Origin of the sequence: Micromonospora sp. NPDC023814, from assembly GCF_040639595.1 — a bacterium.
In the GTDB taxonomy this organism is placed as follows: domain Bacteria; phylum Actinomycetota; class Actinomycetes; order Mycobacteriales; family Micromonosporaceae; genus Micromonospora.
In genome coordinates this window covers 142,629-167,204 of the sequence record NZ_JBFAAF010000007.1, presented here as the reverse complement: position 1 = coordinate 167,204, position 24,576 = coordinate 142,629, and the positions used below count along the sequence as shown (strand labels likewise).

The window sequence follows — 24,576 nt, the reverse complement described above, 5'->3', positions numbered from 1 at the left end:
CCGGCGGGCGGGCTCCCGGTCACGCCGCCCACCGGCCCGACGAGGCGACCCCGGCGGGCCGGACGGTCAGCCCACCGTGTCGGTGCGACGGGCCTCGAGCAGGAGCGCGTAGTGCAGCACACGGCGCTTCGGGGCCGTTTCCAGGTACTCGTGGGCGAGCAGTTCGCCGGTCGACGGGTCGAAGACCAGCAGCATCTGCGCCCGCTCCGGGATCAGCCTCTGGCCCGCCGGCGGGACGAGGTCGGCGGTGACGGCCACGCCCTGGCGACCGGCCCGGTCGACGACCCGGCCGCGCCACACGAAGCCGGGCTTGTCGGCCAGGATGGTGAGGAGGTCGGCCCGGGTCCGCCGCGGCACCAGGTAGCTGCTGTAGAGGTGGTACGCGCGCATGGCCACGTCGCCCGCCGACTGGTCGATCCGGAGCCAGCGCGCGAGTTCCGCCCGGTCGGCCGGCAACCGCCGGGCCACTGGGTCGGGCGGAATCTCGGCGATCCCTGGCGGCCGCCTGGTGGCGGAGGGGTTGGCACTGGGCGACTGTGGCCGCGTGGACCAGTATTCCCGGGACGCCGGGTCGGGGAACTCGACGCCCAAGACCCGATCGTCCTGCCAGCGGCGGCCGTCGTCCGCCACCCATTCGCGACGTTCCTGCACGTAGCTCATCATGTGCCCCTCGGGCGAAAACGCGGTCGGGCTGCCCCAGGACTTGGTGTGGTGGTAGGAGTAGGGGCCAGTGGCGCCTTCGTGTGGTGCGTCCACGATGCGCGCGGCGAGCGCCCGCAGGTGCCGCCCGGCCGGTTCGGCGGCGGCGATCTCGTAGGACACCGGCTGAAGCACGGTCCCGGCGACCGGCTGCGCGGGTGCCGGGGTGACGGGCACAGGCCCGTCCCGCAGCACCTGCGCCACCCCGGCGGAGCCGAGCGCGGCCACCGCGGCGGCTGCGCCGACCAGCACGGTGCGCCGGGGCGCGGCCCGCCGTACCGGCCCGGCCGGAATGGCGGTCGCGTCCTCCGCGCGGAGGATCAGGTCGCGGGCGGCGAGGGGCGACGGCGGTACGACGGCGTCGCGCGCCGGGTCGGCCGGGCCCAGAAGATCCCGGATCTGCTGCTTGGTGTGCATGGTGCTCCTCTCAGACGTGGGCGGACGCCGGCCGGGCGTCGCGGGCGGGGGTGGGGGCGGCCAGGGCGGAACGCAGTCGGCGCCGGGCCCGGTAGAGCCGCACGGCGGCGGCGGACCGGGTGCAGCCCAGGACGACGGCGGCATCCACGACGCTCAGGTCCTCCCAGCCGACCAACCGGAGGATCTCCTGGTCGGCTTCGGGCAGCGTGCGCAGCGCCCGGTGCAGGTCGAGCACCGGCGCGACGGCGTCGGGCTCGACGATTCGTGCCGGTACGTGGTCCGCCTCGGCGAGCGGGAGCAGGCTCGGACCGCCGCGCCGGGACCGCCACCGGTTCGCCACCACGTGACGCGCGACGGCGTAGAGCCACGGGAGGGCGCGTTCGGGCACCTCGCCGCGCCGCCGCCAGACGACGACGAACACGTCTTGGGCGAGTTCGGCCGCCGCGTCGGCATCGGGAAGCCGGCGCAGGCCATACCTGACGATGTCCGGGTAGTGCGTGGCGTAGAGGCTGGTGAACCAGCCCTCGCCCCGCTCACCCACGGGTTTCATCTGATCGATCTCCCGACCGCAGTTCCTGACAGGGACACCACGTATGTGTCGCGGGCGGGGCGGATCGTTACGGCGGGGTGGAAAGTCACCGGCCGGGGCGGGACGGCCTGTCGGCCGGGTGGAGGGTCACCGGCCGGGGCGGGACGGCCTGTCGGCCGGAGGCACCCGCCCCGGCGATACCGGGGCGGGTGGCGTGGTGTGGGGGCTCCGCCTAGAAGCGGGGCATGCCGCCGAACTGGCGGTCGCCGGCGTCGCCGAGACCCGGCACGATGAACTTCTGGTCGTTGAGGCCCTCGTCGATCGAGGCGGTGACCAGGCGCAGCGGCAGGCCGGAGCGCTCCAGCCGCTCGATGCCGACGGGCGCGGCGAGCACGCAGAGCACGGTGATGTCGGTGCAGCCCCGGTCGGCCAGCAGCCGGCAGCAGTGCTCCAGCGAGCCGCCGGTGGCGAGCATCGGGTCGAGCACCAGCACCGGCAGCCCACTCAGGTCGCGCGGCAGCGACTCCATGTAGGCGCGCGGCTCGTACGTCTCCTCGTCGCGGGCCAGGCCGACGAAGCCCATCGACGACTCCGGCAGCAGGCCGAGCGCGGCGTCGGCCATCCCCAGGCCGGCCCGCAGCACCGGCACCAGCAGCGGCGGGTTCGCCAGCCGGGTGCCCTCGGTGCCGGTGACGGGGGTCTGCACCGGGTACTTCTCGATCGGGAACGAGCGCGCGGCCTCGTACACCAGCATGGTGGTGAGTTCGTGCAGCGCCGCCCGGAACGAGGAGGAGTCGGTGCGCGCGTCCCGCATGGCGGTCAGCCGCGACTGGGCGAGCGGATGGTCAATGACGTGTACGTCCACGATCGCTCAACCTACCGGTCCGCCCGCGCCCGCACTGCGAGTGCGGGCGGAGCAGGACGTCGCTCACCACCCGGATCGACCGACGGCACCGTGACCAAGATCACGCGTCGGTCGGATGCGTAGACTTCGAGGTATGACGGCGACAGCGACGTCGACCCGGTCGGAACTCTCCGAGCTGGGACGATCCGAGACCGCTCTGCGGACCTTCCTGCACGGCCTGCCCGGCGTGGACCAGGTCGGCGCGGAGCAGCGGGCGGCACAGCTCGGCACCCGCTCCATCAAGACCACCGCCAAGGCGCAGGCCATCGACCTGGCGATCCGGATGGTCGACCTGACCACCCTGGAGGGGGCGGACACCCCCGGCAAGGTGCGGGCCCTCGCGGCCAAGGCGCTGCGCCCCGACCCGGCCGACCCGTCCTGCCCGCACGTCGGGGCGGTCTGCGTCTATCCCGCGATGGTCCCGCACGTCGCCGAGGTGCTGCGCGGAAGCGCGGTGCACCTGGCCAGCGTGGCGACCGCGTTCCCGTCGGGTCAGGCGCCGCTGGAGGTCAAGCTCGCCGACACCCGGGCCGCCGTCGCGGCCGGCGCCGACGAGATCGACATGGTGATCAACCGGGGCGCGTTCCTGGCCGGCCGCTACAAGGAGGTCTACGACGAGATCGTAGCGATCAAGGAGGCCTGCGGCAGTGCTGATGCCGGTCGCCAGGGGCGACCGCGAGCCCACCTCAAGGTGATCCTGGAGACCGGCGAGCTGGCCACGTACGACAACGTGCGCCGCGCCTCCTGGCTGGCGATGCTGGCCGGCGGCGACTTCATCAAGACCTCCACCGGCAAGGTCCCGGTGGCCGCCACCCCGCCGGTGACCCTGGTGATGCTGGAGGCCGTCCGCGACTTCCGCGCCGCCACCGGCCGGCAGGTCGGCGTGAAGCCGGCCGGCGGCATCAAGACCACCAAGGACGCGATCAAGTACCTGGTGATGGTCAACGAGACCGTCGGCCCCGACTGGCTGGACCCGGACTGGTTCCGGTTCGGCGCCTCCAGCCTGCTCAACGACCTGCTCATGCAGCGCACCAAGCTGACGACCGGCACCTACTCCGGTCCCGACTACTTCACCCTGGACTGAGAGCCGATGTTCGAATACGCACCCGCCCCCGAGTCGCGCTCGGTGGTGGACATCAAGCCCTCGTACGGGCTCTTCGTCGACGGGAAGTTCGTCGACCCGACCGACGGCGGCGGCTTCAAGTCGATCAACCCGGCCTCAGAGGAGGTGCTCGCCGAGGTCGCCGAGGCCGGCGCGCAGGACGTGGACCGTGCCGTCCGCGCCGCCCGGCAGGCGTACGAGAAGGTCTGGGGTCCGATGCCGGGCCGGGACCGGGCCAAGTACCTGTTCCGGATCGCCCGGATCATCCAGGAGCGCTCCCGCGAGCTGGCGGTGCTGGAGTCGCTGGACAACGGCAAGCCGATCAAGGAGTCCCGGGACGTCGACCTGCCCCTGGTCGCCGCGCACTTCTTCTACTACGCCGGCTGGGCCGACAAGCTCCCGTACGCCGGCTTCGGCGCGAACCCGCAGCCGCTCGGCGTGGCCGCGCAGGTCATCCCGTGGAACTTCCCGCTGCTGATGCTGGCCTGGAAGATCGCCCCGGCCCTCGCCGCCGGCAACACGGTCGTGCTCAAGCCGGCCGAGACGACCCCGCTGACCGCGCTGCTGTTCGCCGAGATCTGCCAGCAGGCCGACCTGCCGGCCGGCGTGGTCAACATCGTCACCGGCGCCGGCGAGACCGGCCGCGCGCTGGTCGAGCACCCCGGCGTGGACAAGGTCGCCTTCACCGGCTCGACCGAGGTCGGCCGGGCGATCGCCCGCTCGGTCGCCGGCACCCGCAAGAAGCTCACCCTGGAGCTGGGCGGCAAGGCGGCCAACATCGTCTTCGACGACGCCCCCGTCGACCAGGCGGTCGAGGGGATCGTCAACGGCATCTTCTTCAACCAGGGGCACGTCTGCTGCGCCGGCTCCCGCCTGCTGGTCCAGGAGTCCGTCGCCGACCGGGTGCTGGAGTCGTTGAAGCGGCGGATGGCCCAGCTCAGGGTCGGCGACCCGCTGGACAAGAACACCGACATCGGCGCGATCAACTCGGCCGCCCAGCTCGCGCGGATCCGGGAGCTGTCCGAGGCCGGGTCCGCCGAGGGCGCCGAGCGCTGGTCGCCGCCGTGCGAGCTGCCCGAGCGCGGCTTCTGGTTCGCGCCGACGATCTTCACCGGGGTCACCCAGGCACACCGGATCGCCCGGGAGGAGATCTTCGGCCCGGTGCTGTCCGTGCTGACGTTCCGCACCCCGGCCGAGGCCGTCGAAAAGGCCAACAACACGCCGTACGGGCTGTCGGCCGGGATCTGGACCGACAAGGGCTCCCGGATCCTGTGGATGGCCGACCGGCTGCGCGCCGGCGTGGTCTGGGCCAACACGTTCAACAAGTTCGACCCCACCTCGCCGTTCGGCGGCTACAAGGAGTCGGGCTACGGTCGCGAGGGCGGCCGGCACGGGCTGGAGGGCTACCTCAATGTCTGAGCGGGTCGCGGTACGCAAGACGTACAAGCTCTTCATCGGCGGGAAGTTCCCGCGCAGCGAGTCGGGACGGTCGTATCTCGTGCAGGACTCGAATGTCTCCCTGGCCTCCCGCAAGGACGCGCGGGACGCCGTCGTCGCCGCCCGCGCCGCCGTGAAGGGCTGGGCCGGGGCGACCGCGTACAACCGGGGTCAGATCCTCTACCGGGTGGCCGAGATGCTGGAGGGGCGGCGCGAGCAGTTCGTCGCCCTCGGCGTGCCCGGCGACGAGGTGGACGCGGCGGTCGACCGCTGGGTCTGGTACGCGGGCTGGTCCGACAAGCTCCCCCAGGTGTACGGCGGCGCCAACCCGGTCGCCGGGCCCTACTTCAACCTCTCGTCGCCGGAACCGACCGGCGTCGTGGCCGTGGTCGCCCCCGCGGCGCCGGCGCTGCTCGGCCTGGTCAGCGTGATCGCCCCGGCGATCGTCACCGGCAACACCGTCGTGGTGGCGGCCTCGCCGGCGGCGCCACTGGCCGCGGTGACCCTGGCCGAGGTGCTGGCCACCTCCGACCTGCCGGGCGGGGTGGTCAACATCCTGACCGGCCGCCTGTCGGAGACCGTGCCGACGCTGGCGAGCCACATGGACGTCAACGCGATCGACCTGACCGGGGTGACCGACGCCGAACTGGCGGCGGAGCTGGAGGTCAAGGCGGCGGAGAACCTGAAGCGGGTGCTCCGGCCGGCCCCGGCCGACCACGACTGGTTCGCCGACCCGGGGATCACGCGGATGACCAGCCTCCTGGAGACGAAGACGGTCTGGCATCCCAAGGGGGTGTGACGGTCCCTGTCCTGGGTTTTCCGGGGAGCCCCGCCCGCTCCGGGCGGTCAGGCTTGATCCCTGCGCGGGCGGGGCTCCCCGGAAAACCGTCCGTGGCCAGGTCCGCGGAAGGGGGTCGGGCTCAGGTGTACTGCCCGGGGAGGGTCGGGCTCAGGTGTGCCGCCCCGGGAGGGGCGGCTCGGGTGGGCTGCCCTGGGAAGGTCTACTACCAGGGGTAGGATTGCGGCGTGACTCGGCTTGGTGATCTCGAACGTGCGGTGATGGACGTGCTGTGGGACTCGGTCCCCGCCGCGTCGGACGGGATCACCGTGCGCGAGGTGGCCGACGCGCTGGACGGCCGCGAGCTGGCGTACACCACGGTGATGACCGTGCTGGACCGGCTGGCCGGCAAGGGCATGGTGCAGCGCGAGCGGGAGGGGCGGGCCTGGCGCTACCGGGCCGCCGCCAGCCGCGAGGCGCACATCGCCCAGCTCATGCTCGACGCCCTCGACCTCGGCGGCAGCCGGGACGCCGCGCTGGTGCGCTTCGCCCACTCGGTGACCGGCACCGAGGCCGAGGTGCTGCGCGCCGCGCTGGCCGCCGAGGCCGCCGGCGGCATGCCGGCTGCTCCGGGTGAGCTGACCGACCGGGTCGAGGCGCCGACCGACCGGGTCGTCCGCCCGCCCGTCGCCGACGAGGTCGCGGACCGGTAGGGCGACGGCCGTGGCGTACGCTCTGCACTTCGCCGCGTCGATGCTGGCCTGCCTGCTGACCGCGCAGGTGCTGGCCCGCTCCACCTGGCCGTGGCGCAGCCCCCGGGTCGCGATCCTCTGCTGGCAGGCGATCGGGCTGGCACTCGGCCTCTCCGAGGTGGGCCTGCCGATCGCGGTGGGTCTGGCTCCGTACGAGCGGCCGACCGGGAGCGCGCTGCTGGCCCTGGGCGGCGATCTGGTGCACGGCACCCTGCCGCCCGGGCTCGGGGCCGTCCAGTTGAGCCTGGTCGCCTTCGGCTTCGGCATCGGCGCCGTGCTGCTGACCGCGACCGTACGCACCCTGCTCCACACGGTGCGCGCCCAGCGCCGGCACCGGGACCTGCTCGCCCTGGTGGCCCGGAACGACCCGGCGGCGCCCGGCGCGCTCGTGCTCGACCACCCGAGCGCGGCGGCGTACTGCCTGCCGGGAGTGAAACCGCAGGTGGTGGTCAGCGCCGGGACGCTCAGCCTGCTGGACCGCGCCGAGCTGGCGGCGGTGCTCAGCCACGAGCGGGCCCACGCCCAGGAACGGCACGACCTCGTGCTGCTCCCGTTCACCGCGCTCTGCCGGGCGCTGCCCTGGTTCGGCTGGGTGCGCGGGATCCACGAGCGGGTCGCGCTGCTGGTCGAGATGCGCGCCGACGACAAGGCCCGGGAGGCGCACCCCGAGGCGCTGGGCCGCGCGCTGCGCCGGTTCGCCGCAGCCGGAAGTCGGATCACTCCGGCCGGCGCCCTCGGTCTCGGCGACCGTGACCTGGACGTCCGGGTGCAGCGCCTGCTGGTCGCCGACCGGCCGCCCCGGGTGCTCGGTGCCGTCGCCCTGTCGGTGGCCACCACGCTGGCCGCCCTGCCGGTCTCGCTCTTCCTCAGCTGATCCGGCGCATCGGATGCGCCCCCCAAACTACTACGCCTTGCCGTACCGTCGTCTACTACGAAGTGTAGTAGTTATACGTAGAGAAACTACGTGTAGGCTCGCTACGACAAGTGAGCCGACAGTACGGAGAGCCGGCCATGGACACGCTGCTCCTCGCCCGCCTGCAGTTCGCCACCACCACCTCGATCCACTTCCTGTTCGTGGTGGTCACCCTCGGCCTGGTCACCCTGCTCGTGGGGTTGCAGACCACCGCCGTGCTGACCGGCAAGCCGGTCTACGAGCGGCTGACCCGCTTCTGGGGCCAGCTCTACGTGATCAACTACGTGCTCGGCATCGCCACCGGCATAGTGATGGAGTTCCAGTTCGGGCTGAACTGGAGCGGCCTGTCGCGCTACGTCGGCAACGTCTTCGGGGCGCCGCTGGCCATCGAGACGCTGGTCGCGTTCTTCCTGGAGTCGACGTTCCTCGGCATGTGGATCTTCGGCTGGCACCGGCTGCGCAAGGGCGTCCACCTCGCCCTGCTCTGGGGCGTCGCGCTCACCGCGTACGCCTCGGCGTTCTGGATCATGGTGGCCAACTCCTGGCTCCAGAACCCGGTCGGCTACGAGGTGCGCGACGGCGTCGCCCACCTCACCGACTTCACCGCGCTGCTGACCAACCCCAGCCTCGGCATGGCCTTCGGCCACGTGGTCTTCGCCGCGCTGCTGGTCGGCGGGATGCTGATGGCAGCGGTCAGCGCCTGGCACCTGATCCGGCGCACCCCGGACTACGCGCTGTTCCGCACCTCGCTGCGGATCGGCCTGGTCACCGCGGCGCTGTCGATCACCATGGTGCAGGGCTTCGGCTTCGCCCAGTTCGGCCCGGTCGGGCAGGTGCAGCCCACCAAGTTCGGCGGAAGCCCCGCGGCGGACGCGCTGGTCGCCGACTGGACCGCGCGGTTCGGCCCCGGCGACTACAGCCCGCCCGTGCTGGCCAGCGTCGGCCTCGGCTTCATGATCCTGATCGGCTTCGGTCTCGGCCTGCTCTGGCTGCTGCTCCCCCTGCTCTGGCGGGACTGGGCCGTGCGGCTGCGCTTCCCGCTCTGGATCATCCTGCTCGCCCTGCCGCTGCCGTTCGTCGCGGTGATCCTCGGCTGGATCGCCCGCGAGGTCGGCCGCCAGCCCTGGGTCGCGTACGGGTTGCTGCCGGTGGACCGGGCGGTGTCGCCGGTCGACCCGTGGCTGATGCTCGCCTCGCTGATCGGATTCAGCCTGCTGCTCGGCACCCTCGCCGTCACCAACTGGGTCCTGCTGGCCCGGCACGCCGCCCGGGGCGCGCACGACCCCGCCCTGGGCCGCCCGCCGCAGCAGCCGCTGGCCGACCCCCGCCCCGAGCCCGCCTTCGCCTGAGGAGACGACGTGGAACTCGCCTGGTACGCCCTGCTCGGCCTCTTCTTCGCCACCTACCTGGTGCTCGGCGGCTACGACTACGGCGTCGGCCTGCTGCTCGCGCGGGGCGCCGACCCCGCCCGCCGCCGCGCCGCCCTGAACGCCGTCGGCCCGTTCTTCCTCGGCAACGAGGTCTGGCTGGTGGCCGCCGTCGGCATCCTGTTCGGCGCCTTCCCCGTGCTGGAGGGGGAACTGCTCTCCGGCTTCTACCCGGCCGTGGTCGGCGCGCTGACCGGGGTGATCCTGGTTACCGCCGGGGTGCAACTGCGCAGCCGTCCGGCCGGCCCACGGGCCCGCGCCGGCTGGGACCGGATCGTGGTCGTCGGCAGCCTGCTCGCCGCGCTCGGCTGGGGCGCCCTGCTGGCCGGGCTGCTCCAGGGCGTGCCGCTGCACGCCGACGGCCACGTCGCCGGGGTGAGCCACCTGTTCACCCCGTTCGTGGCCGCCACCGGCCTCGCCGTCGTCGCGCTGGTCGCCCTGCACGGTGCGACCTTCCTCACCCTCCGGCTGCCGGCCGCCGAGGCCGCGCCGGTCGGGCGGCTGGCCCGCCGGCTCGTCCCGGTGGCGCTCGTCGCCGTCGGCGCGGCCACCGCGCTCGGCCTGCTCTCCGCCGACGTACGCGCCGCCGCGCGGCAGCCCGCGGTGGGCGTACTGCTGCCGTTGCTGCTGGTGGCGGCGGTGCTGGCGGCCCGGGTAGCGCTCGGCCGGCGGCGGCCCGGGCTGGCCTTCGCCGCCACCGGGGCCGCCCTGGCGCTGCCGGTGGCGCTCGTCGGCGCGACCCTCTGGCCCTACGCGCTGGTCTCCACGGTCGACCCCGGCGCGTCCCTGACGGTGGCCGACGCGGCGGCGAGCACGCCCACGCTGCGGCTGCTGGGCTGGCTGACGGTGCCGCTCCTGCCGGCCCTACTAGGCTTTCAGGCGATGTGCTGGTGGGTTTTCCGGGGACGGACCGACGGCAGGGCACCGGTGTACTGGTGAACCGCCGTCCGTTCGACCCGCGTCTGCTGCGCCGGGTCCCCGCGGCCCGGCGCGACCTCGCCGTGCTCGCGCTGCTCGGCGTGCTGGCCGCGGGGCTGGTCGTCGCGCAGGCCACCGCGCTGGCCGCGCTGCTGGCGACCGGGTTCGACGGGCGGCTGGACCGGCCCGCCCTGGCCGGCTTCGTCGCCGCGGTGGCCGCCCGCTCGCTGCTGGTCTGGGCGCAGGGCACGGTGTCGGCGCGGGTCGCGGCGACGGTCAAGGCGGCGCTGCGCGAGGAACTGCTGGGGGCGGTCGGGCGGCAGGGCCCCGGCTGGGTCGCCGGCCAGCGCGCCGGGCAACTCGCCACGCTGGCCGGGCGCGGGCTGGACGCGCTGGACGCCTACTTCACCGGCTACCTGCCGCAGCTCGTGCTGAGCGTCACCGTGCCGGTCGCCGTGCTGGCGCGGGTCTTCGTCGCCGACTGGAGTTCGGCGCTGATCATCGCGGCCACCCTGCCGCTGATCCCGATCTTCGGCGCGCTGCTCGGCTGGCAGGCGCAGGCCGCCACCGAGCGGCAGTGGCGGCGGCTCTCCCTGCTCGGCGGGCACTTCCTCGACATGGTCGCCGGGCTGCCCACGCTGCGCGCGTTCGGCCGGGCCCGAGCGCAGACCGACGCCGTCCGCCGGATGGCCGACGGGCACCGGGTGGCGACCATGAAGACGCTGCGGATCGCGTTCCTCTCCGCCCTGGTGCTGGAACTGGTCGCCACCCTCTCGGTGGCACTGGTCGCCGTGCCGGTGGGCGTACGGCTGCTCGGCGGCGGCCTGACCCTGCAGACCGCGCTGCTGGTGCTGCTGCTCACGCCGGAGGCGTACCTGCCGCTACGGGCGGCCGGCAGCCGGTTCCACGCCAGCATGGAGGGCCTGACCGCGCTGGACGAGGCACTGACCCTCTCGGCCGCCGCCCCCGCACCGGTCGCACCCGGCGGGGGCGCGGCGACGCCGGACGGCCGGGGCGAGATCCGGTTCGAGTCGGTGACCGTCGCGTACGAGCGGACCACCGCGCTGCGCGACGTCACGCTGACCATCCGGCCGGGCGAACGCGTCGCGGTCGTCGGCCCGAGCGGCGCCGGCAAGAGCACGCTGCTCGGCCTGCTGCTCGGCTTCGTGGCCCCGACCGCCGGCCGGGTCACCGTCGGCGGGGTGGACCTGACCGGCACGGACCTGGACGCCTGGCGCCGCCAGGTCGCCTGGGTGCCGCAGCGGGCCCACCTCTTCGCCGCCTCGCTGGCCGACAACATCCGGCTCGGCGCCCCCGACACCCCGGACGCGGCCCTCGCCACCGCCGTCCGCGACGCCGCCCTGGACGACGTGGTCGCCGGCCTGCCCGACGGGCTCGCCACCGTGCTCGGCGAGCGCGGGCACGGCCTGTCCAGCGGGCAGCGGCAGCGGGTCGCGCTGGCCCGCGCGTTCCTGCGGGACGCCCCGGTGGTGCTGCTCGACGAGCCGACCGCCCGGCTGGACACCGCGAGCGAGGCCGTCGTCCTCGACGCCACCCGTCGGCTGGTGGCCGGGCGGACGGCCCTGCTGGTGGCGCACCGGCCGGCGCTGCTCGCCGACGCGGACCGGATCCTGCGGATCGAGGACGGCCGGGTCACGGAGCTGACCCCGGCGGCGGCCGGGGAGGCGACCCGATGACCGACGAGCCGATGCCGCCCGGCGACTCCGCCGAGACCCGCGCCCGCTCCCCCGAGCGGACCGTGCTGCGGCTCGCCCGGCCGTACCTGAACCGGCTGCTCGGCGCGGGGCTGCTCGCCGCCGCCACCGAGTTCGCCGGCCTCGCCCTGATGGCCACCGCGACCTGGCTGCTGATGAGCGCCGCCGGACGGCCCCCGCTGGACCGCCTCACCGTGGCGATCGTCGCGGTCCGGGCGCTGGCGGTCGGCCGGGGCGTGCTCCGCTACACCGAGCGGCTCGCCGGGCACGACGCCGTGCTGCGGCTGATCACCGACGTCCGCGCCCGGGTATTCGCCAGCCTCGCCGCCCGGCCGACGCTCCGGCAGCACTCGGGCGACGCCCTGAGCCGGCTCGTCTCGGACGTGGAGGCGGTTCAGGACCTGCTGCTGCGAGTGCTGGTGCCGGCCTCGGCGGCGGCCCTGGTCAGCCTGGTCGCGGTCGGCGGGGCGGCGCTGGTCTCGCCGGCCGCCGCCGGGGCGCTCGCCGTCGGGCTGCTGGTCGCCGGGGTCGCGCTGCCCGCCCTGGCCACCGCGCTGACCCGGCGCGCCGCCGCCGAACTGGCGCCGCTGCGCGGGGCGCTCGCCACCGACGCGGTCGACCTCACCCACGGCGCCGCCGACCTGGCCGCGTTCGGCGCCACCGGGCAGGCGCTGGACGCGGCCCGGGAACGCGCGCGGCGCCTGGCCCGGCTGGAGCGGCGGCTCGCCGCCACCGGGTTCGCCGTCGACGCGGCCGGGGTGCTGGTGGCCGGGCTGACCGCCGGCGCGGTGGTGCTCGCCGCCCTGGCGGCGGACGTGGACGGGGTGCTGGTCGGCGTCCTGGCGGTCGGCACGCTCGCCGCCGTCGAGATCGCGCTGGCGCTGGTCGGGGCCGCCCGGCAGTGGACCCAGCTCCGCACCGGCCTTGCCCGGGTGGCCGCCCTGTTGGCGAAGGCGGACGAGGCGCCCGCGTCCGACGGGGCGCCGGTCGGCCCCGGGCCGTACGACGTGCGGTTCGATGAGCTGACCGTGCGCTACCGGGAGGGCGCCGCGCCCGCCCTGGACGGGCTCGACCTGGAGCTGCCGCCCGGCCGCCGGGTGGCCGTGGTCGGGCCGAGCGGTGCCGGCAAGAGCACCCTCGCCGCCGTCCTCACCGGCTCCGTACGCCCCGAACGCGGGCGGGTCACCCTGGACGGGCGGGACCTGTCGACGTACCGGGCCGGGGAGCTGCCCCGCGCGGTCGGCGGGTTGCTCGCCGAGGCGTACGTCTTCCACGCCACGGTGCGGGAGAACCTGCTGCTCGGGCGGCCCGACGCCGACGAGGACGAGCTGGCGGCGGCGACAGCGGCGGCCGGGCTGCTGGACTGGGTCCGCGCGCAGCCGGACGGCTGGGACACCGTGGTCGGCGAGGAGGGCGGTCAGCTCTCCGGCGGCCAGCGGCAGCGGCTCGCGCTGGCCCGGGCGCTGCTCGCCGCGCCGGGCGTGCTGGTGCTCGACGAGCCGACCGAGGGGCTCGACCCCGCCGCCGCCGACGCGGTGCTCGCCTCCGCGCTGGCGGCCACCCCGGCCGGGCACTCCGTGCTGCTGATCAGCCACCGGCTCAGCGGGCTGGCCGACCTCGACGAGATCGTGGTGCTGGACGCCGGCCGGGTGGCCCAGCGCGGCCGGCACGCGGACCTCGTCGCGGCCCCCGGCTGGTACCGGGACCAGTGGCTGCTCCAGGAGGCTGCCGAACGCGGGTACCTGGCGCTGCGCCCCTGAGCCCGGCACGCTCCTTTCCCCGGCCCGCACCTCCGGGTCGGGCCAGGGTTGTCCCGGACGCCGCCCGGCGGCCGCCCGTGACAGGGTGGTGCCATGCGGTGCGACGACGCGACCATGGTGGAGGAGCGGCTGCGGGAGCTGGACGGGTGCCTGCGCGGGCCGCGCCGGCTGAAGTCCGACCTGCTGACCGAGGCGCGGCACGGCCTGCTGGACGCCGTCGACGCGTACCGGGAGGACGGGCTGCCGGCGGCGGAGGCCCAGCGCCGGGCGGTGGCCGAGTTCGGCTCCGCGGCGCTGCTGGTCCCGGCCTACCAGGCGGAACTGGCGATGGGCGCGCTGCGCGGGCTGTCGCTGCGGGTGCTCGGGCTGGCCGCGGTCGCGTTCGTCGCCGGCGATCTCACCTGGCGGGGGGCGAGCTGGAGCGACGGGCCCCGCCCGCCGGCCGGCTACCAGTTCCTGTCGGCCTCGGTGAACTGGATCTGGATCGCCGCGTTCGTGCTGGCGGCGGTCGGGCTGCTGCTGGCCGGGGCCGGCCGGTGGGCGTTGCGCGGCAACGGCGCGGTCGGCCGGGCGGTGGGCGCGGCGCTGACCGGGGTCCTCGCCCTCGGCGTGCTGGCCGGCGCGGCCCTCTTCGCGTGGTCGATCGGGCTGTGGGAGGGCGCGCTCACCTGGCCGCCGATGCTCGTCGGGGCCGTGGCGGCCGCCGCCGGCTACGTGTGGCTCGGTCGGGCCGCCCGCACCTGGCTGCTCGCCGCCCGCTGACCCCGCGGGCCGACCGCCCGCGATCGCGGTGCCGGCCGTCGGCGGGCCCGGCCGGGCGTCGTCAGGCGGGCGCGGTGGGTGGGGCGTCGGTGTCGAGGAACCGGCCGACGGTGCTGCTGAACTCGCGCCACCCGGACCGCTCCCCGGCCAGCGCCCGCCGCCCCGCGTCGGTGAGCTGGTAGGTCCGCCGCTCGCGCCCGTTGACGGTGCTCCAGGTGCTGGCCACGTGGCCGGCCCGCTCAAGACGACGCAGCGCCGGGTAGATGGTGCCGGTGGGCAGGTCGAGCTGGCCGTCGCTGCGGTTCCGCAGCGCCTCGATGATCGCGTAGCCGTGCATCGAGCCCTGCTCCAGCACGGCGAGCAGCAGCGCGTCGAGGTGTCCGTGCAGCGCCTGGGCCTTCATGCGTAGAGAGGCTACTTGTTGGCGGGCCGCTCCGCCACCGGGGTGCGGCCACGGTCACCCGGAGTCGCCCACTAGGGTATGTGCCCAGAGTCACTCGTCGGCGGCGCACGTCGGCGGGTGGGCAACCCGAAGCACACGGAGGTCAGCGTGGCCCGCCAGTCGCCCCAACGGCCCGACGCCGACGAGCCCGAGCTCGACGACGTGGACGACACGGCCGAGTCCGACACCGCAACCGTCTCGGCCGAGGCCGCCCGCGCCCTCTGGGACGAGCTGCGGATCGACCCGGTGGAGATCGCGCTGCCCGCCGGCACCGGCTACACGCTCCGGGCGTACCGGCCGGCTCGGGAGCTGACCCCCACCGACGTCGCCGAGCGCGACCAGGACGACCCGTTCCTGGCCCGCCGCCAGGTCGTCGAGGAGGACGAGGACGACGAGACGGTCGTCATCCTCGACGAGGAGGTCGCCCAGGAGTTCGCCGAGAGCGACGAGGAGGACGGCAAGGCCCGCCGAGGCAAGGCCGACGACGAGGACGCCGAGGCGGCCGCCGAGGACGAGGCCGAGGACGAGGCGGGCGACGAGGAGGTCCCGGTCTTCCTCAGCCATCGCGGCAAGCTGCTGCTGTTCAAGACGCCCGAGTCGCTGGTCAGTTTCATCCGTTCCGGCGCGCCCAACGACCTGTCCCAACTGGACAGTTGGAGCGAGCTGTCCGAACGGGTGGAGCCGGCCGACATCGCGCCGTTGGACGAGGACATCTACGAGCTCGACCTGGTGGTGGAGAACCTCCGCGGCGGGCACGACACCTGGGACCCGACGCTGCTCATCGAGGCCGGCGAGGTGGCCCGTGACCTGGCGTACGCGCTGCGCCTGCCCGCGGTGCTGGACATGCTCTCCGCCGGTTCCAGCCTGGACGACCTGGACGAGGCGCTGCGCGCCACGGTCGACGGCGGCGTCGGTGGGTTCTTCGGCCGTCGGCGGCTGAAGAAAATCGGGGCACAAACCGCAAGTCTGGGTTGGCGCACCATTGTCGGCAAGATCTCTGCGGTCGTGGACTGGCGCGACTGACCCTTTACGGGGAGCATCAGTCTCTGGCAGAGAAAGCCTTGTGTCCCGGGAGGAGGACGACGCCGTGGCGCTCGTGCGCGTGTACTGCGGTCTGGCCTCGGCGGATCCGGCCGACCGACCGGCTTCGGCCGGTTCGACGCTGACGTCCGCTGTGGTCGACGACGCAGGCCGTCTGCTGCATGTCTGCGAGATCGGCGACGACCCGGCTGGCTACGCCCAGCTGGTCGCGCTGCTCGTGGAGCGGTCGGGCGGGCCGAGCGGTGCGGCGATCGCCGCCGACAGCGACGACCACACGGTCACCTCGCTGCTCAGCGCCGCGGGTCGCCCCCTGGCGATCGCCGACGACGACTCCGTCGACGACTTCGCCGAACGGTTCGCCGACGACGACTCCCTGGAGGAGATGCAGTCGCCCCCGGCCGAGCGGCGCGCCGTCGGCCTGGCCCGCGCCCTGCAGGCCGGCGCGCTCTCCGCCGTCACCCTCCCGGCCCCCCGGGACCTCGCCGGATACAAGCAGGTGCTCGCCGCGCACGCCGCGCTGGCCAGCGGGCGGCACTCCGCCGCCGTCGCGCTGCGCGAGGTGCTCCGCGAGCTCTACCCGGCCGCGTTACGCGCGTACCCGGACCCGGCCGAGCCGGTCTCGCTGGCCGTCCTGGACGCGCTGCCCGAGCCGGGCATGCTGAGCGGCCACGAGGTCCCGGTCGCCGCCGACGCGATCGCGGCGCAGCTCGCGGCCGACGGAGTCGCGGGCGCCGAGGAGCTCACCGACGCCGTGACGGCCCTGCGGGTCGCCATCAGCGAGACGCCGCGGCGCGCCACGGTCAACCGCGTCCTCACCTCCGCCGTGGCGGAGACCGTGCGGCAGGCCGTCGCCTCCGTCCGGGCGTGCGACGCCGGCTGCGAGGCCCTGGTCGGCGCGCTCAGCGCCCGCGCCGGCACGCCCGCCGCGGCGGCCCCCGGACGTCGGGCCGCGGCCCGACGCGGCGAGCCGATCGGCGACCTGCCCGGCCTCGCCCCCACCGGAGCGGGCCTGCGTCCCGTCCGGGCCACGGAGCCCGAGCCGGCCCCGTCCGGCGGTCGCCGGAGCCGGCCGGAACCCGTCTCCGGCGCGACGCCGCCCCCGGCGCCCCGGCCACTCGGCCCGCCGCCGGTCGCCCCGGCGCCCGTCGCGCCGCCGCCGGTCGCCCCGGCGCCGGTGACCCCGGCCGCGCTGGCCGGTCCCCCCGTCTCCGCGCCGCCCTCGCGGCCGGCCTCGGCGCCGAGCCGGATCGACGGCCCGACCAACCGCCCGGTCTCCGCGCCGCCGCCCCCGCCGCCCGGCATCACCCCGATCGCCCCGGCACAGCGCGGCACCGTGCCCCCGGCCGAGGCCGGGGAGCCGTTCCGGCCCACGCTGACCACCGCGGCGATCCAGAGCGCCCGCGCCGAGCGGCAGCGCACAGTGATCCCACCCCGGCCCAAGACCACCGGCGAGCCCCCCGCGCCCACGGGCGGCTTCAGCGCCACCGACCACAGCGTGCCCGTGCCCACGCCGCGGCCCGACCAGGAGTCCGCTCCCCCCGGGTCCCGGGCCAACTGGCCACTGGTCAACAACCCGGAGGACCCGTCCGACAGCCCGGCCAAGAACCCGGTCGGCGGCTCCTACGGCGACCGGGGCGGGAGCGGCATCGACGCGCCGACCGACCCGGGCGCCGAGCGTCGGGTCACCCCGCCCTGGCTCGCCGACGACCTGCCCCAGGAACCGCCGATGCTGCGCCTGGTCGAGCCGCCGCCGCTGGCCGACCGCGCGCTGCGCGGCGGGCCGGGCCAGGCCGCGGACCCGGAGACGCCGCCGCTGCGGCTGGTCGACCGCGAGGAGCCCGGCCGGCCGGCCCCCCGCGCCGAGCGCCCGGTGGCCGAGCACCGACCGGCGCCGCCCGTGGAGCGGCGGCCACCGCCGGTCTCCGACGAGGGCGACGGCGACCTGCTGATCTTCGCCCAGGCGAAGTCCGCCTGGTTCGTCGGGCACGCCGAGGAGTCCGACCTGGACTGGTCCACCACGGCCGACACCGGCTGGCAGGCCGCCGAGCAGGCCGCCCGCCCGGCGGTCGGCGCGGAGACCGCGGCCGGGCTGCCCAAGCGGGTCCCGCAGGCCAACCTCGTCCCGGGGTCGCCGTTGCGGGACGAGCGTCCACTGCGGATCGTCCGGGACGCGGCGAGCCTCGCCGAGAACACCACCGGCTACTTCCGCGGCTGGCGCCGCGGGCAGGAGATCGGCGGGTTCGCGGTGGGCGGCCGACCCGGCCGGGAGGCCGCCGGGGGCTGGGACTTCAGCCGCGACACCGGCGACCGCGACGACGACCGGGAATACGAGTACCGCTCCGCCGGCTACCGCTCCTGAGCGGGCAAACCGCCTTCCACCTGCGTGTTCCTGCCCACACCCGGATAATTTGACGCCGGGTCGCGGCGGCCGGGAGCATACCCGGCGGAACAGCCGGCGGCAGGGGTCGCCGGGGTGGGAAGGCGACTCGTGGCGACATCGGCAACCAACCCCTCCCTGCTCACCCGTCGCGGCCTGCTGGCCGCGACGGCGGGCAGTCTGCTGCTCAGCGCCTGCGGGCGCGGCGATGCGGATGCGGGGGATCCCGTCAGGACGGCCGCGCCGGGCGGTCAGGAACTGCTGATCGGGGCCAGCCTGGAGCTGACCGGGCCCGGTGCCGCGCTCGGCGTACTCCAACAGCGGGCGCTGGACATCACCGTCGAGGCGCTCAACGACAAGGGCGTGCCGGTCGGCAACCTGCGCCGCAACGTACGGCTGGAGGTGCGGGACAACGCCGGCGATCCCCGGCTGGCGGCCCGGCAGGCCACCGAACTGGCCCGCGACACCGGCGTGCACGCCCTGCTCGGCGGCACCATGGCCGAGACCTCGATCGCCCTCGCCGAGGTGGCGCAGCAGCAGCGGGTGCCGTTCCTCTCGCTCGGCTTCGGCGACGGCATCGTGCTGCCGCTGCCGCAGCGGACGTACGTCTACAAGCTGACCCCGGACGCCGGTGACATGGCCCGGCGGCTGGCCCGGCTGGTCGCCTCGCAGCGGCTGCGCCGGGTGGCGGTGCTGGCCGCGCACGGGCTGCACGGCGACTCCGGGGTACGGGCCATGACGGGGGCCCTGCGGACGGCCGGGGTGGAGCCGGCGGCCAGCATCCGGCTGCCCCGCACCGGCGAGGACTTCCGTCGCGCCGCCCGCTCGACGGCCGCCGCCCGCCCGGACGGCGTGGTGGTCTGGGCGACCGCCCCGGACTCCGCCGCCGCCGTCGGGACGCTGCGCCGGGCCGGTTACGACGGGCCGGTGTTCCTCGACGCGGGCGCGGTCGCCGAGGAGACCCTGGAGGGCACGAACGCCTCCCTGATGGAGGGTGCGTACGCGGTCCACCCGGTCTCACTGGGCGGGGCCATGCTCGCCAACACCACCATGTCGGCGTTGCAGCGCAAGGACTTCGTCTACCGCTACGTGCAGCTGCACGGCGGGTTCAGCGGCTTCGCCCCGTACGCGTCCGACGCCGTGCAGCTGATCGCCGACGCGGCCCGGCTGCCCACCAGCGTCGACCGTGGACGGCTGCGGGCGTTCCTGCAGAACCAGGTCACCGAGGGGATGGTGGGGATGTACTCCTTCACCCCCATCCGGCACGGTGGCATGGACCAGGGGTCGCTGGGCCTCTACACCGTCAGCTCGGGCGCCTGGACCCGGGTGTCCTGACACCCGCCCGCGCCTCCCCGACCCGGACGCGGGCAGCGACGAGCGCCCGGTGACGGCCGAAGCCGACGCCGGGCGCTCGTCGAAGCGATCAGGCCGGGGCGACGGCGCGCGAGCGCCGCATGGTGAGCACGTACTCGACCAGCGAGATCAGCACGTGCTTCGTCGACTCCCGGTTCCGGGCGTCACAGGCCACCACCGGCACGTCGCTCGAGATCGCGAGCGCGTCCCGGACGTCCTGCGGGTCGTGGTACTGCATCCCGTCGAAGCAGTTGATGGCCACCAGGTACGGCAGCCGCCGGTGCTCGAAGAAGTCGATCGCCGCGAAGCAGTCGGCCAGTCGGCGGGTGTCCACCAGCACGACCGCGCCGATCGCGCCGCGCACCAGCTCGTCCCACATGAACCAGAACCGGGTCTGACCCGGCGTACCGAACAGGTACAGGATCAGATCGCGGTCGATCGAGATACGACCGAAGTCCATCGCCACCGTGGTCGTCGTCTTGCCCGGCACCTGCCGGGTGTCGTCGACGCCCACGCCGGCGGAGGTCATGATCGCCTCGGTCGTCAGCGGCGTGATCTCCGAGACCGAGCCGACCAGCGTCGTCTTGCCGACGCCGAATCCACCGGCGATAACGATCTTCGCCGACGTCACGCGCCCGCTCGGGGCCGGCGGCCGGTGCGACATGTCAGAGCCTGCGAAGTCCACTCAGCACCCTCTCCAGCAGTTCAGTGCCCACCGCGTCGTCCGAGTCGTCCAGAATGGTCGGCTCGTGGACCGCGACCAGGCCGTCCGTCGCCATGTCGGCGATGAGCACCCGGGCCACACCGAGCGGAAGCTGCATCCGCGCCGCGATCTCGGCGAGCGACTGCACACGTCCGTCACAAAGCGCGGCGATGTACTGGTGCTCGCGGCCCTGGCCGCCGTTGCCATTGGCAGCGGCCCGGCCGCGCACCGTCGTCTCGACGAGCGCCTCCAGCGCGATGTCGAGACGGGGGCGGGTACGACCGCGGGTCACGGCGTATGGACGGACCAACGCTCCGGTCGGTTCGTCACGATCGGCCATGTCGCCGCTCACCTCCTTCGTACCCGGCACCGGCTCCGGATGGAGCCCGTCGTTGTCGTTGTCGCCCCGCCGACCTCACCGGTCAGCAGGTCGTCAGCCCAGCATTCCCGCGGCCGCACGCGGCTGCGGGGTCAACGCGTCGCCCACCCGGTCGACCAGCAGGGCCATCTCGTAGCCGACCTGCCCGACGTCGCAGCTGCGGGCGGCGAGCACCGCGAACGACGAGCCGTCCGAGATGGACATCAGGAACAGGAAGCCGTTGTCCATCTCGACCACCGTCTGCAGCACCGCGCCTCCCTCGAAGCAGCGGGCCGCGCCCTGGGTGAGGCTGACCAGGCCGGACGCGATCGCGGCCAACTGGTCGGCCCGGTCACGCGGGAGGTCCCGAGACGACGCGAGGAGCAGGCCGTCCGCGGAGACGGCGACCGCGTGCGCGACACCGGGCACCCGGTCCGCGAAGTTGGCCAGCAGCCAACCGAGATCCTGCGTAGTTGTCATCCTTCTTGCTCCTTCTGCCTGCTCCCGGCCACCGGGCCTGAGCCAGACTGCGAGGATTGCTGCCCTCCCGGAGTCGCCTCCGGGTTGGTCGGGTTGCTGTCCGACGGGTGCGTACGCCCCCGCTGCACGCCCCGGTGGTATGCCGAGAGCAGGCCACGGACACCCTCCGGCGTGCGCCGCTGCACGGAGGTGGTGGGCTTCTCCACCGCGCCCGGCACCAACTGTGCCATGGGGGTGCGCTTGGGCAGCCCCGTCGAGGTGGTCGCCGCCACCGGCACCTCGGTCGCCGCCGAGGCCGCGCGCCACCCGTCGTCGGCGGCGGTCTGCCAGCCGCTGCCCTGCTGCTGGGAGGGCCGGCGATGACCGAAGCTGTCGGCGACACCGGGGCGGGCAGCCCCGTTGACCGTCGATCCGTTCTCGCTCGGCGCTCCTCCGGCCGTCGGCTTCTCTGCCATCGGTGCGTTACCTGTCCCGGGTGGTGTCTGCTGCGGGCCCCGACCGCCGGCGTCGACCCGGGCGAACTGCTGGGTCGCGGCGCCGTTGGCCGCCGTCTTCGCGGCGGGCGCTGCCGCCTCCTCCGGGCCCGGCCGGCGGGTCCGGAACCAGGCCGACTCGAGCTCCCGGAAGATCGGCAGCTCCATCGTCTCGTCCGCGTACCGCTGCCGGTTCTGGGCCTGCTGCGGGGCGGTCGGCCGGGACGGTGCGGCGGCCGGCTCCGGCGCCGGGGCCTGGGCGGCCGGGTGCTCCGTGCCGGGGCGAGGCACCCGCGGCAGCTCGGTGGTCATGTCCAGCGCGGCGGCGAGGCGCTCGGGCACCGGCGGGGTCACGGCGTCACGCTCCGCCCCGGCGACCGGCGGCCAGGCCGGCGGCGCCGGCGTGGCCGGGCCCTGCGCGCCGGGGACCGGGCGCTGCGGCAGCGGGCCGCTCGGCGGCGCCGAGACCGGCGGGCCGGAGAACGGCGCGGCCGAGACCGGGTGGCCGGAGACCGGCGACGCCGAGACCGGCATGCCGGAGACCGGCGGGCTCGACACCGGGGGCGCGGAGTAGGGAATCGGCGGGGTCGACACCGGCGGCCCCGCGTAGGGCACCGGCGGCGCGGAGGTCGGCGGCCCCGCGTAGGGCACCGGCGGCGCGGAGGTCGGCGGGGCCGAGTAAGGCCGGGCCTCGGGGCTGCTGGGCAGTTGCCGCGGGACGGCGGACTGCTGGCCGGTCGCGTCCGGGTCGTCGCTGGACCGCCGCTGCGGCAGCGGATCGATCGGCTGGCCGTTGGAGGTGCGCGGCCGGAATGCCTCGCCGTTGGTGGTGCCGCTGGCGCCGGTCAGGTCGGACCAGGCCGGCATGGACCGCGTCCCACCCGTCGAGGCCGACGTGCCGGCCCCGTTGCGCGGCGCCGGGTCGAACGGCCGACCGCCCAGGGTGACCTGGTTGCCGGACTCGCCGGGGCGCTGGGTCGGCGTCGGGTTGGCCGGGCGGCTGCCGAGCGCCGGCAGCGCGCCGAAGGCCGGGGCGGGGCCGGACGACGGCCCGCCGAACGCCGACGCGGGGCCGGAGGACGGCCCGCCGAACGCCGGGGCGGGGCCGGAGGACGGCCCTCCGAACGCCGACGACGGGGCGCCGGAGACGGGCAGGGCGGGCGACGACTGCACGCGGCCGGAGAGGGCCCGGGGCACGAGCACCGACGTGGGCATGACCACCTCGGCGACGGTGCCCCGGTCGGTGCCGGGACGCAGCTCGACCTTGACGCCGTGGCGGGACGCCAGCCGGGCGACCACGACCAGTCCCATCATCCGCGAGACCGCCACGTCCACCTGCGGCGGCGTGGCGAGACGATCGTTGAGCTCGTTGAGCTGCTCGGAGCTGATGCCGATGCCCCGGTCCTCGACGTAGAGCGACGCGCGGTCGCCGACCCGGCGGGCCTCGACCATGACGTGCGAGTCCGGCGGCGAGAACGCGGTGGCGTTGTCGAACAGCTCGGCGACCAGGTGCACCAGGTCGTTGACGGCGTGCGCGGCGACCTCGATGTCCCGGTCGATCACCCCGAACTCGATCCGGGTGTAGTGCTCGACCTCGGACTGGGCGGCCCGGAGCACGTCGATCAGCGCGGCCGGCTCGCGCTGCACGCGGGTGGAGTCGGCGCCGGCGAGCACCAGCAGGTTCTCGTCGTTGCGGCGCATCCGGGTGGCCAGGTGGTCGAGCTGGAACAGCTCGGCCAGCCGGTCCGGGTCCTCCTCGCCGCGCTCCAGCCGGTCCAGGTGACCGATCAGGCGGTCGACCAGGATCTGCGACCGGCGGGCCAGGTTGACGAACATCGTGGCGACGGACGCGCGCAGCGCGGCCTGCTCGGCGGCGGTGCGGACCGCCTCCAGGTGCACCGCGTTGAACGCCTCCGTCACCTGGCCGAACTCGTCCTTGCTGCGCACCGGCAGCGGCTCGGCGATCTGGTTGGCGAGCTGCACCGGGGAGAGCTGGCCGGTGACCTGGGGGTCACGCAGCCGGGCCACCGCCTGGGGCAGGCCGTACTGGGCGATCGAGAGGGCGCCCTGCCGCAGGTCGCGCAGCGAGCGGGCCATCGAGCGGGCGACCAGGTAGGCGAAGAGGATGGCCAGCAGCAGCATGCTGAGCAGCAGGCCGGTCTCCAGGAACACCTGGCGCTGCACGTCCGAGCGTAGGTCGTCGGCGACCGCGACGACGTCGCCGTCGATCTTCGACTCGACCGTGCGGATGAGCTTGGCGTTGGCCACCATGGCCGCGTCCCACTCGTCCGCGTCGAACGGCGCGCCGGTCAGGGTGTCGGCGGTGGTGATGCCGTTGAGCCAGCTGTTGTAGGTGTTCGCCTCGCGCAGGTCGGGGCCGGCGACCACCTGCGCGTAGTACTCCTGCTCGGACTGGGAGGCCACCACCCGGAAGCTCTGCAGCCACTGGCTGGAGCCGGTGCTGGCGGCGATGTACTCGTTGCGCAGGTTCGGCGTGAGCCGCTGCTGGATGAACGCGCGGTGCACCACGTCCCGGCGGCGGGACAGGAACTCCTTGTTCCGGGCGGTGGCGGTCGCGGCGCGCATCTGGTCGCTCAGCTCGTTGTCGCCGGCGAGCTGGGTGGCCGAGTCGCGGACGCTCAGCAGGTTGTCGATCAGGCCGTCGTACGCCTGCATCGCCGGGACGAGCCCGAGCTTGCCGTTGAAGACCTGGCTGCGGGTGCCGGGAAGGTCGGTCAGGGTCTGGTCGATCTCGCCCAGCAGGGTCTCGAGGTTGGCCGGGAGGTCCTCGACCTTGCCCCGCTGCTGGGAGTACGGCCCCTTGGCCTTGTCGACCCCGCGGTTGGCCTCCTCGTACGCCTGCTTGAAGCGGGCCGCGTCCTGGCCCTTCGGCACGCCCAGCAGGCGCAGCGCGTTGGTCCGCTCGTCCTGGAGCGTGTCGACCAGGTCACCCGAGTAGCCGACGAGATTGGCCAGGTCACCGGCTCGGTTGGCATTGTTGAGGGTCTCCAGGTGGTCCACCAGACCGCTGGTGCCCACGACGACCGTGGCGATGGTCGGCACGATCATGATGAGACCGAGCTTGGACCAGATCGGCATGTCACGGAGCCGGCCGGCCGGCCGGCGCAGCCGCGACAGGAAGGAGCCCGCCGCCTTTGGCCGTTTGCTCACGTCACCGCCCTCGCGATCAAGCGTTGGGCGTCGCCCTCGGGCAACGCCCAGCGGCCGACCCGGCG

General features: G+C 74.8%; 20 protein-coding genes and 1 pseudogene. 13 read left to right on the top strand and 8 right to left on the bottom strand.

What is annotated here, in order from left to right; genetic code table 11:
- Window positions 1-66: 66 nt before the first annotated feature.
- The 3 genes from AB0G14_RS06110 to upp all read right to left on the bottom strand — a co-directional run bounded on the left by AB0G14_RS06110 (window position 67) and on the right by upp (window position 2,510).
- Window positions 67-1,116, bottom strand: coding sequence for a CU044_5270 family protein (locus tag AB0G14_RS06110; protein ID WP_357694239.1), 1,050 nt, complete (start codon window positions 1,114-1,116; stop codon window positions 67-69).
- A gap of 10 nt (window positions 1,117-1,126) precedes the next feature.
- The gene (locus AB0G14_RS06105; RefSeq protein WP_357694237.1) at window positions 1,127-1,666 is read right to left on the bottom strand and encodes a sigma-70 family RNA polymerase sigma factor; all 540 of its coding nucleotides are present in this window, start codon (window positions 1,664-1,666) and stop codon (window positions 1,127-1,129) included.
- A 211-nt stretch (window positions 1,667-1,877) separates the two neighbouring features.
- Complete coding sequence (upp, locus tag AB0G14_RS06100) at window positions 1,878-2,510, bottom strand: uracil phosphoribosyltransferase (RefSeq protein WP_357694235.1); 633 nt, start codon at window positions 2,508-2,510, stop codon at window positions 1,878-1,880.
- A gap of 133 nt (window positions 2,511-2,643) precedes the next feature.
- On the opposite strand from upp, the gene deoC reads away from it, so the two are divergent.
- The 10 genes and pseudogenes from deoC (at window position 2,644) to AB0G14_RS06050 (ending at window position 14,113) form a co-directional block, all read left to right on the top strand.
- A complete protein-coding gene (deoC, locus tag AB0G14_RS06095; RefSeq protein WP_357694233.1) occupies window positions 2,644-3,633 on the top strand; it encodes a deoxyribose-phosphate aldolase in 990 nt (329 codons plus the stop codon).
- 6 nt (window positions 3,634-3,639) lie between these two features.
- Window positions 3,640-5,070, top strand: coding sequence for an aldehyde dehydrogenase family protein (locus tag AB0G14_RS06090; RefSeq protein ID WP_357694231.1), 1,431 nt, complete (start codon window positions 3,640-3,642; stop codon window positions 5,068-5,070).
- On the top strand, window positions 5,063-5,887 hold the full coding sequence (locus AB0G14_RS06085; protein WP_357694229.1) for an aldehyde dehydrogenase family protein: 825 nt from the start codon (window positions 5,063-5,065) through the stop codon (window positions 5,885-5,887). The genes AB0G14_RS06090 and AB0G14_RS06085 overlap by 8 nt, the downstream gene beginning before the upstream one ends.
- A 227-nt stretch (window positions 5,888-6,114) precedes the next feature.
- Window positions 6,115-6,579: a BlaI/MecI/CopY family transcriptional regulator gene (locus AB0G14_RS06080; RefSeq protein WP_357458473.1), complete on the top strand. Its 465-nt coding sequence runs from the start codon at window positions 6,115-6,117 to the stop codon at window positions 6,577-6,579.
- Window positions 6,580-6,589: 10 nt separating this feature from the next.
- On the top strand, window positions 6,590-7,492 hold the full coding sequence (locus tag AB0G14_RS06075) for a M56 family metallopeptidase (protein WP_357694226.1): 903 nt from the start codon (window positions 6,590-6,592) through the stop codon (window positions 7,490-7,492).
- A gap of 137 nt (window positions 7,493-7,629) precedes the next feature.
- On the top strand, window positions 7,630-8,880 hold the full coding sequence (locus AB0G14_RS06070) for a cytochrome ubiquinol oxidase subunit I (protein WP_357694224.1): 1,251 nt from the start codon (window positions 7,630-7,632) through the stop codon (window positions 8,878-8,880).
- A 9-nt stretch (window positions 8,881-8,889) separates the two neighbouring features.
- Window positions 8,890-9,897, top strand: coding sequence for a cytochrome d ubiquinol oxidase subunit II (gene cydB / locus AB0G14_RS06065; protein WP_357694222.1), 1,008 nt, complete (start codon window positions 8,890-8,892; stop codon window positions 9,895-9,897).
- Window positions 9,894-11,573: a thiol reductant ABC exporter subunit CydD gene (gene cydD / locus AB0G14_RS06060; protein ID WP_357694220.1), complete on the top strand. Its 1,680-nt coding sequence runs from the start codon at window positions 9,894-9,896 to the stop codon at window positions 11,571-11,573. The genes cydB and cydD overlap by 4 nt, the downstream gene beginning before the upstream one ends.
- A 47-nt stretch (window positions 11,574-11,620) precedes the next feature.
- Window positions 11,621-13,351 (top strand): annotated as a pseudogene (gene cydC / locus AB0G14_RS06055) (thiol reductant ABC exporter subunit CydC); the annotation flags it as partial.
- A gap of 93 nt (window positions 13,352-13,444) precedes the next feature.
- Window positions 13,445-14,113 carry a permease prefix domain 1-containing protein gene (locus AB0G14_RS06050; RefSeq protein ID WP_357694218.1) on the top strand — a complete coding sequence of 223 codons (669 nt, stop codon included), beginning with the start codon at window positions 13,445-13,447 and terminating at the stop codon, window positions 14,111-14,113.
- Window positions 14,114-14,174: 61 nt separating this feature from the next.
- On the opposite strand, the gene AB0G14_RS06045 is transcribed toward AB0G14_RS06050, so the two are convergent.
- A complete protein-coding gene (locus AB0G14_RS06045; RefSeq protein ID WP_350703543.1) occupies window positions 14,175-14,516 on the bottom strand; it encodes a helix-turn-helix transcriptional regulator in 342 nt (113 codons plus the stop codon).
- Between the two features lie 117 nt (window positions 14,517-14,633).
- Here AB0G14_RS06045 and AB0G14_RS06040 point away from each other — a divergent pair, with 117 nt between their 5' ends.
- The 3 genes from AB0G14_RS06040 to AB0G14_RS06030 all read left to right on the top strand — a co-directional run bounded on the left by AB0G14_RS06040 (window position 14,634) and on the right by AB0G14_RS06030 (window position 19,308).
- Entirely contained in the window at window positions 14,634-15,578 is a 945-nt protein-coding gene (locus AB0G14_RS06040) for a DNA primase (RefSeq protein WP_357694216.1), read from the top strand.
- Window positions 15,579-15,618: 40 nt separating this feature from the next.
- Window positions 15,619-17,955, top strand: coding sequence for a transposase (locus AB0G14_RS06035; protein ID WP_357694214.1), 2,337 nt, complete (start codon window positions 15,619-15,621; stop codon window positions 17,953-17,955).
- Window positions 17,956-18,084: 129 nt separating this feature from the next.
- Window positions 18,085-19,308, top strand: coding sequence for an ABC transporter substrate-binding protein (locus tag AB0G14_RS06030; RefSeq protein WP_357694212.1), 1,224 nt, complete (start codon window positions 18,085-18,087; stop codon window positions 19,306-19,308).
- Window positions 19,309-19,396: 88 nt separating this feature from the next.
- On the opposite strand, the gene AB0G14_RS06025 is transcribed toward AB0G14_RS06030, so the two are convergent.
- The 4 genes from AB0G14_RS06025 to AB0G14_RS06010 form a co-directional block, all read right to left on the bottom strand.
- Window positions 19,397-19,990, bottom strand: coding sequence for an ATP/GTP-binding protein (locus AB0G14_RS06025; protein ID WP_091260490.1), 594 nt, complete (start codon window positions 19,988-19,990; stop codon window positions 19,397-19,399).
- A 1-nt stretch (window position 19,991) separates the two neighbouring features.
- Entirely contained in the window at window positions 19,992-20,369 is a 378-nt protein-coding gene (locus tag AB0G14_RS06020; protein WP_030329021.1) for a DUF742 domain-containing protein, read from the bottom strand.
- A 93-nt stretch (window positions 20,370-20,462) separates the two neighbouring features.
- The gene (locus AB0G14_RS06015; protein ID WP_067370442.1) at window positions 20,463-20,867 is read right to left on the bottom strand and encodes a roadblock/LC7 domain-containing protein; all 405 of its coding nucleotides are present in this window, start codon (window positions 20,865-20,867) and stop codon (window positions 20,463-20,465) included.
- Complete coding sequence (locus AB0G14_RS06010) at window positions 20,864-24,511, bottom strand: nitrate- and nitrite sensing domain-containing protein (protein ID WP_357694209.1); 3,648 nt, start codon at window positions 24,509-24,511, stop codon at window positions 20,864-20,866. Before AB0G14_RS06010 ends, AB0G14_RS06015 begins: the two co-directional genes overlap by 4 nt.
- Between the last annotated feature and the right edge of the window lie 65 nt (window positions 24,512-24,576).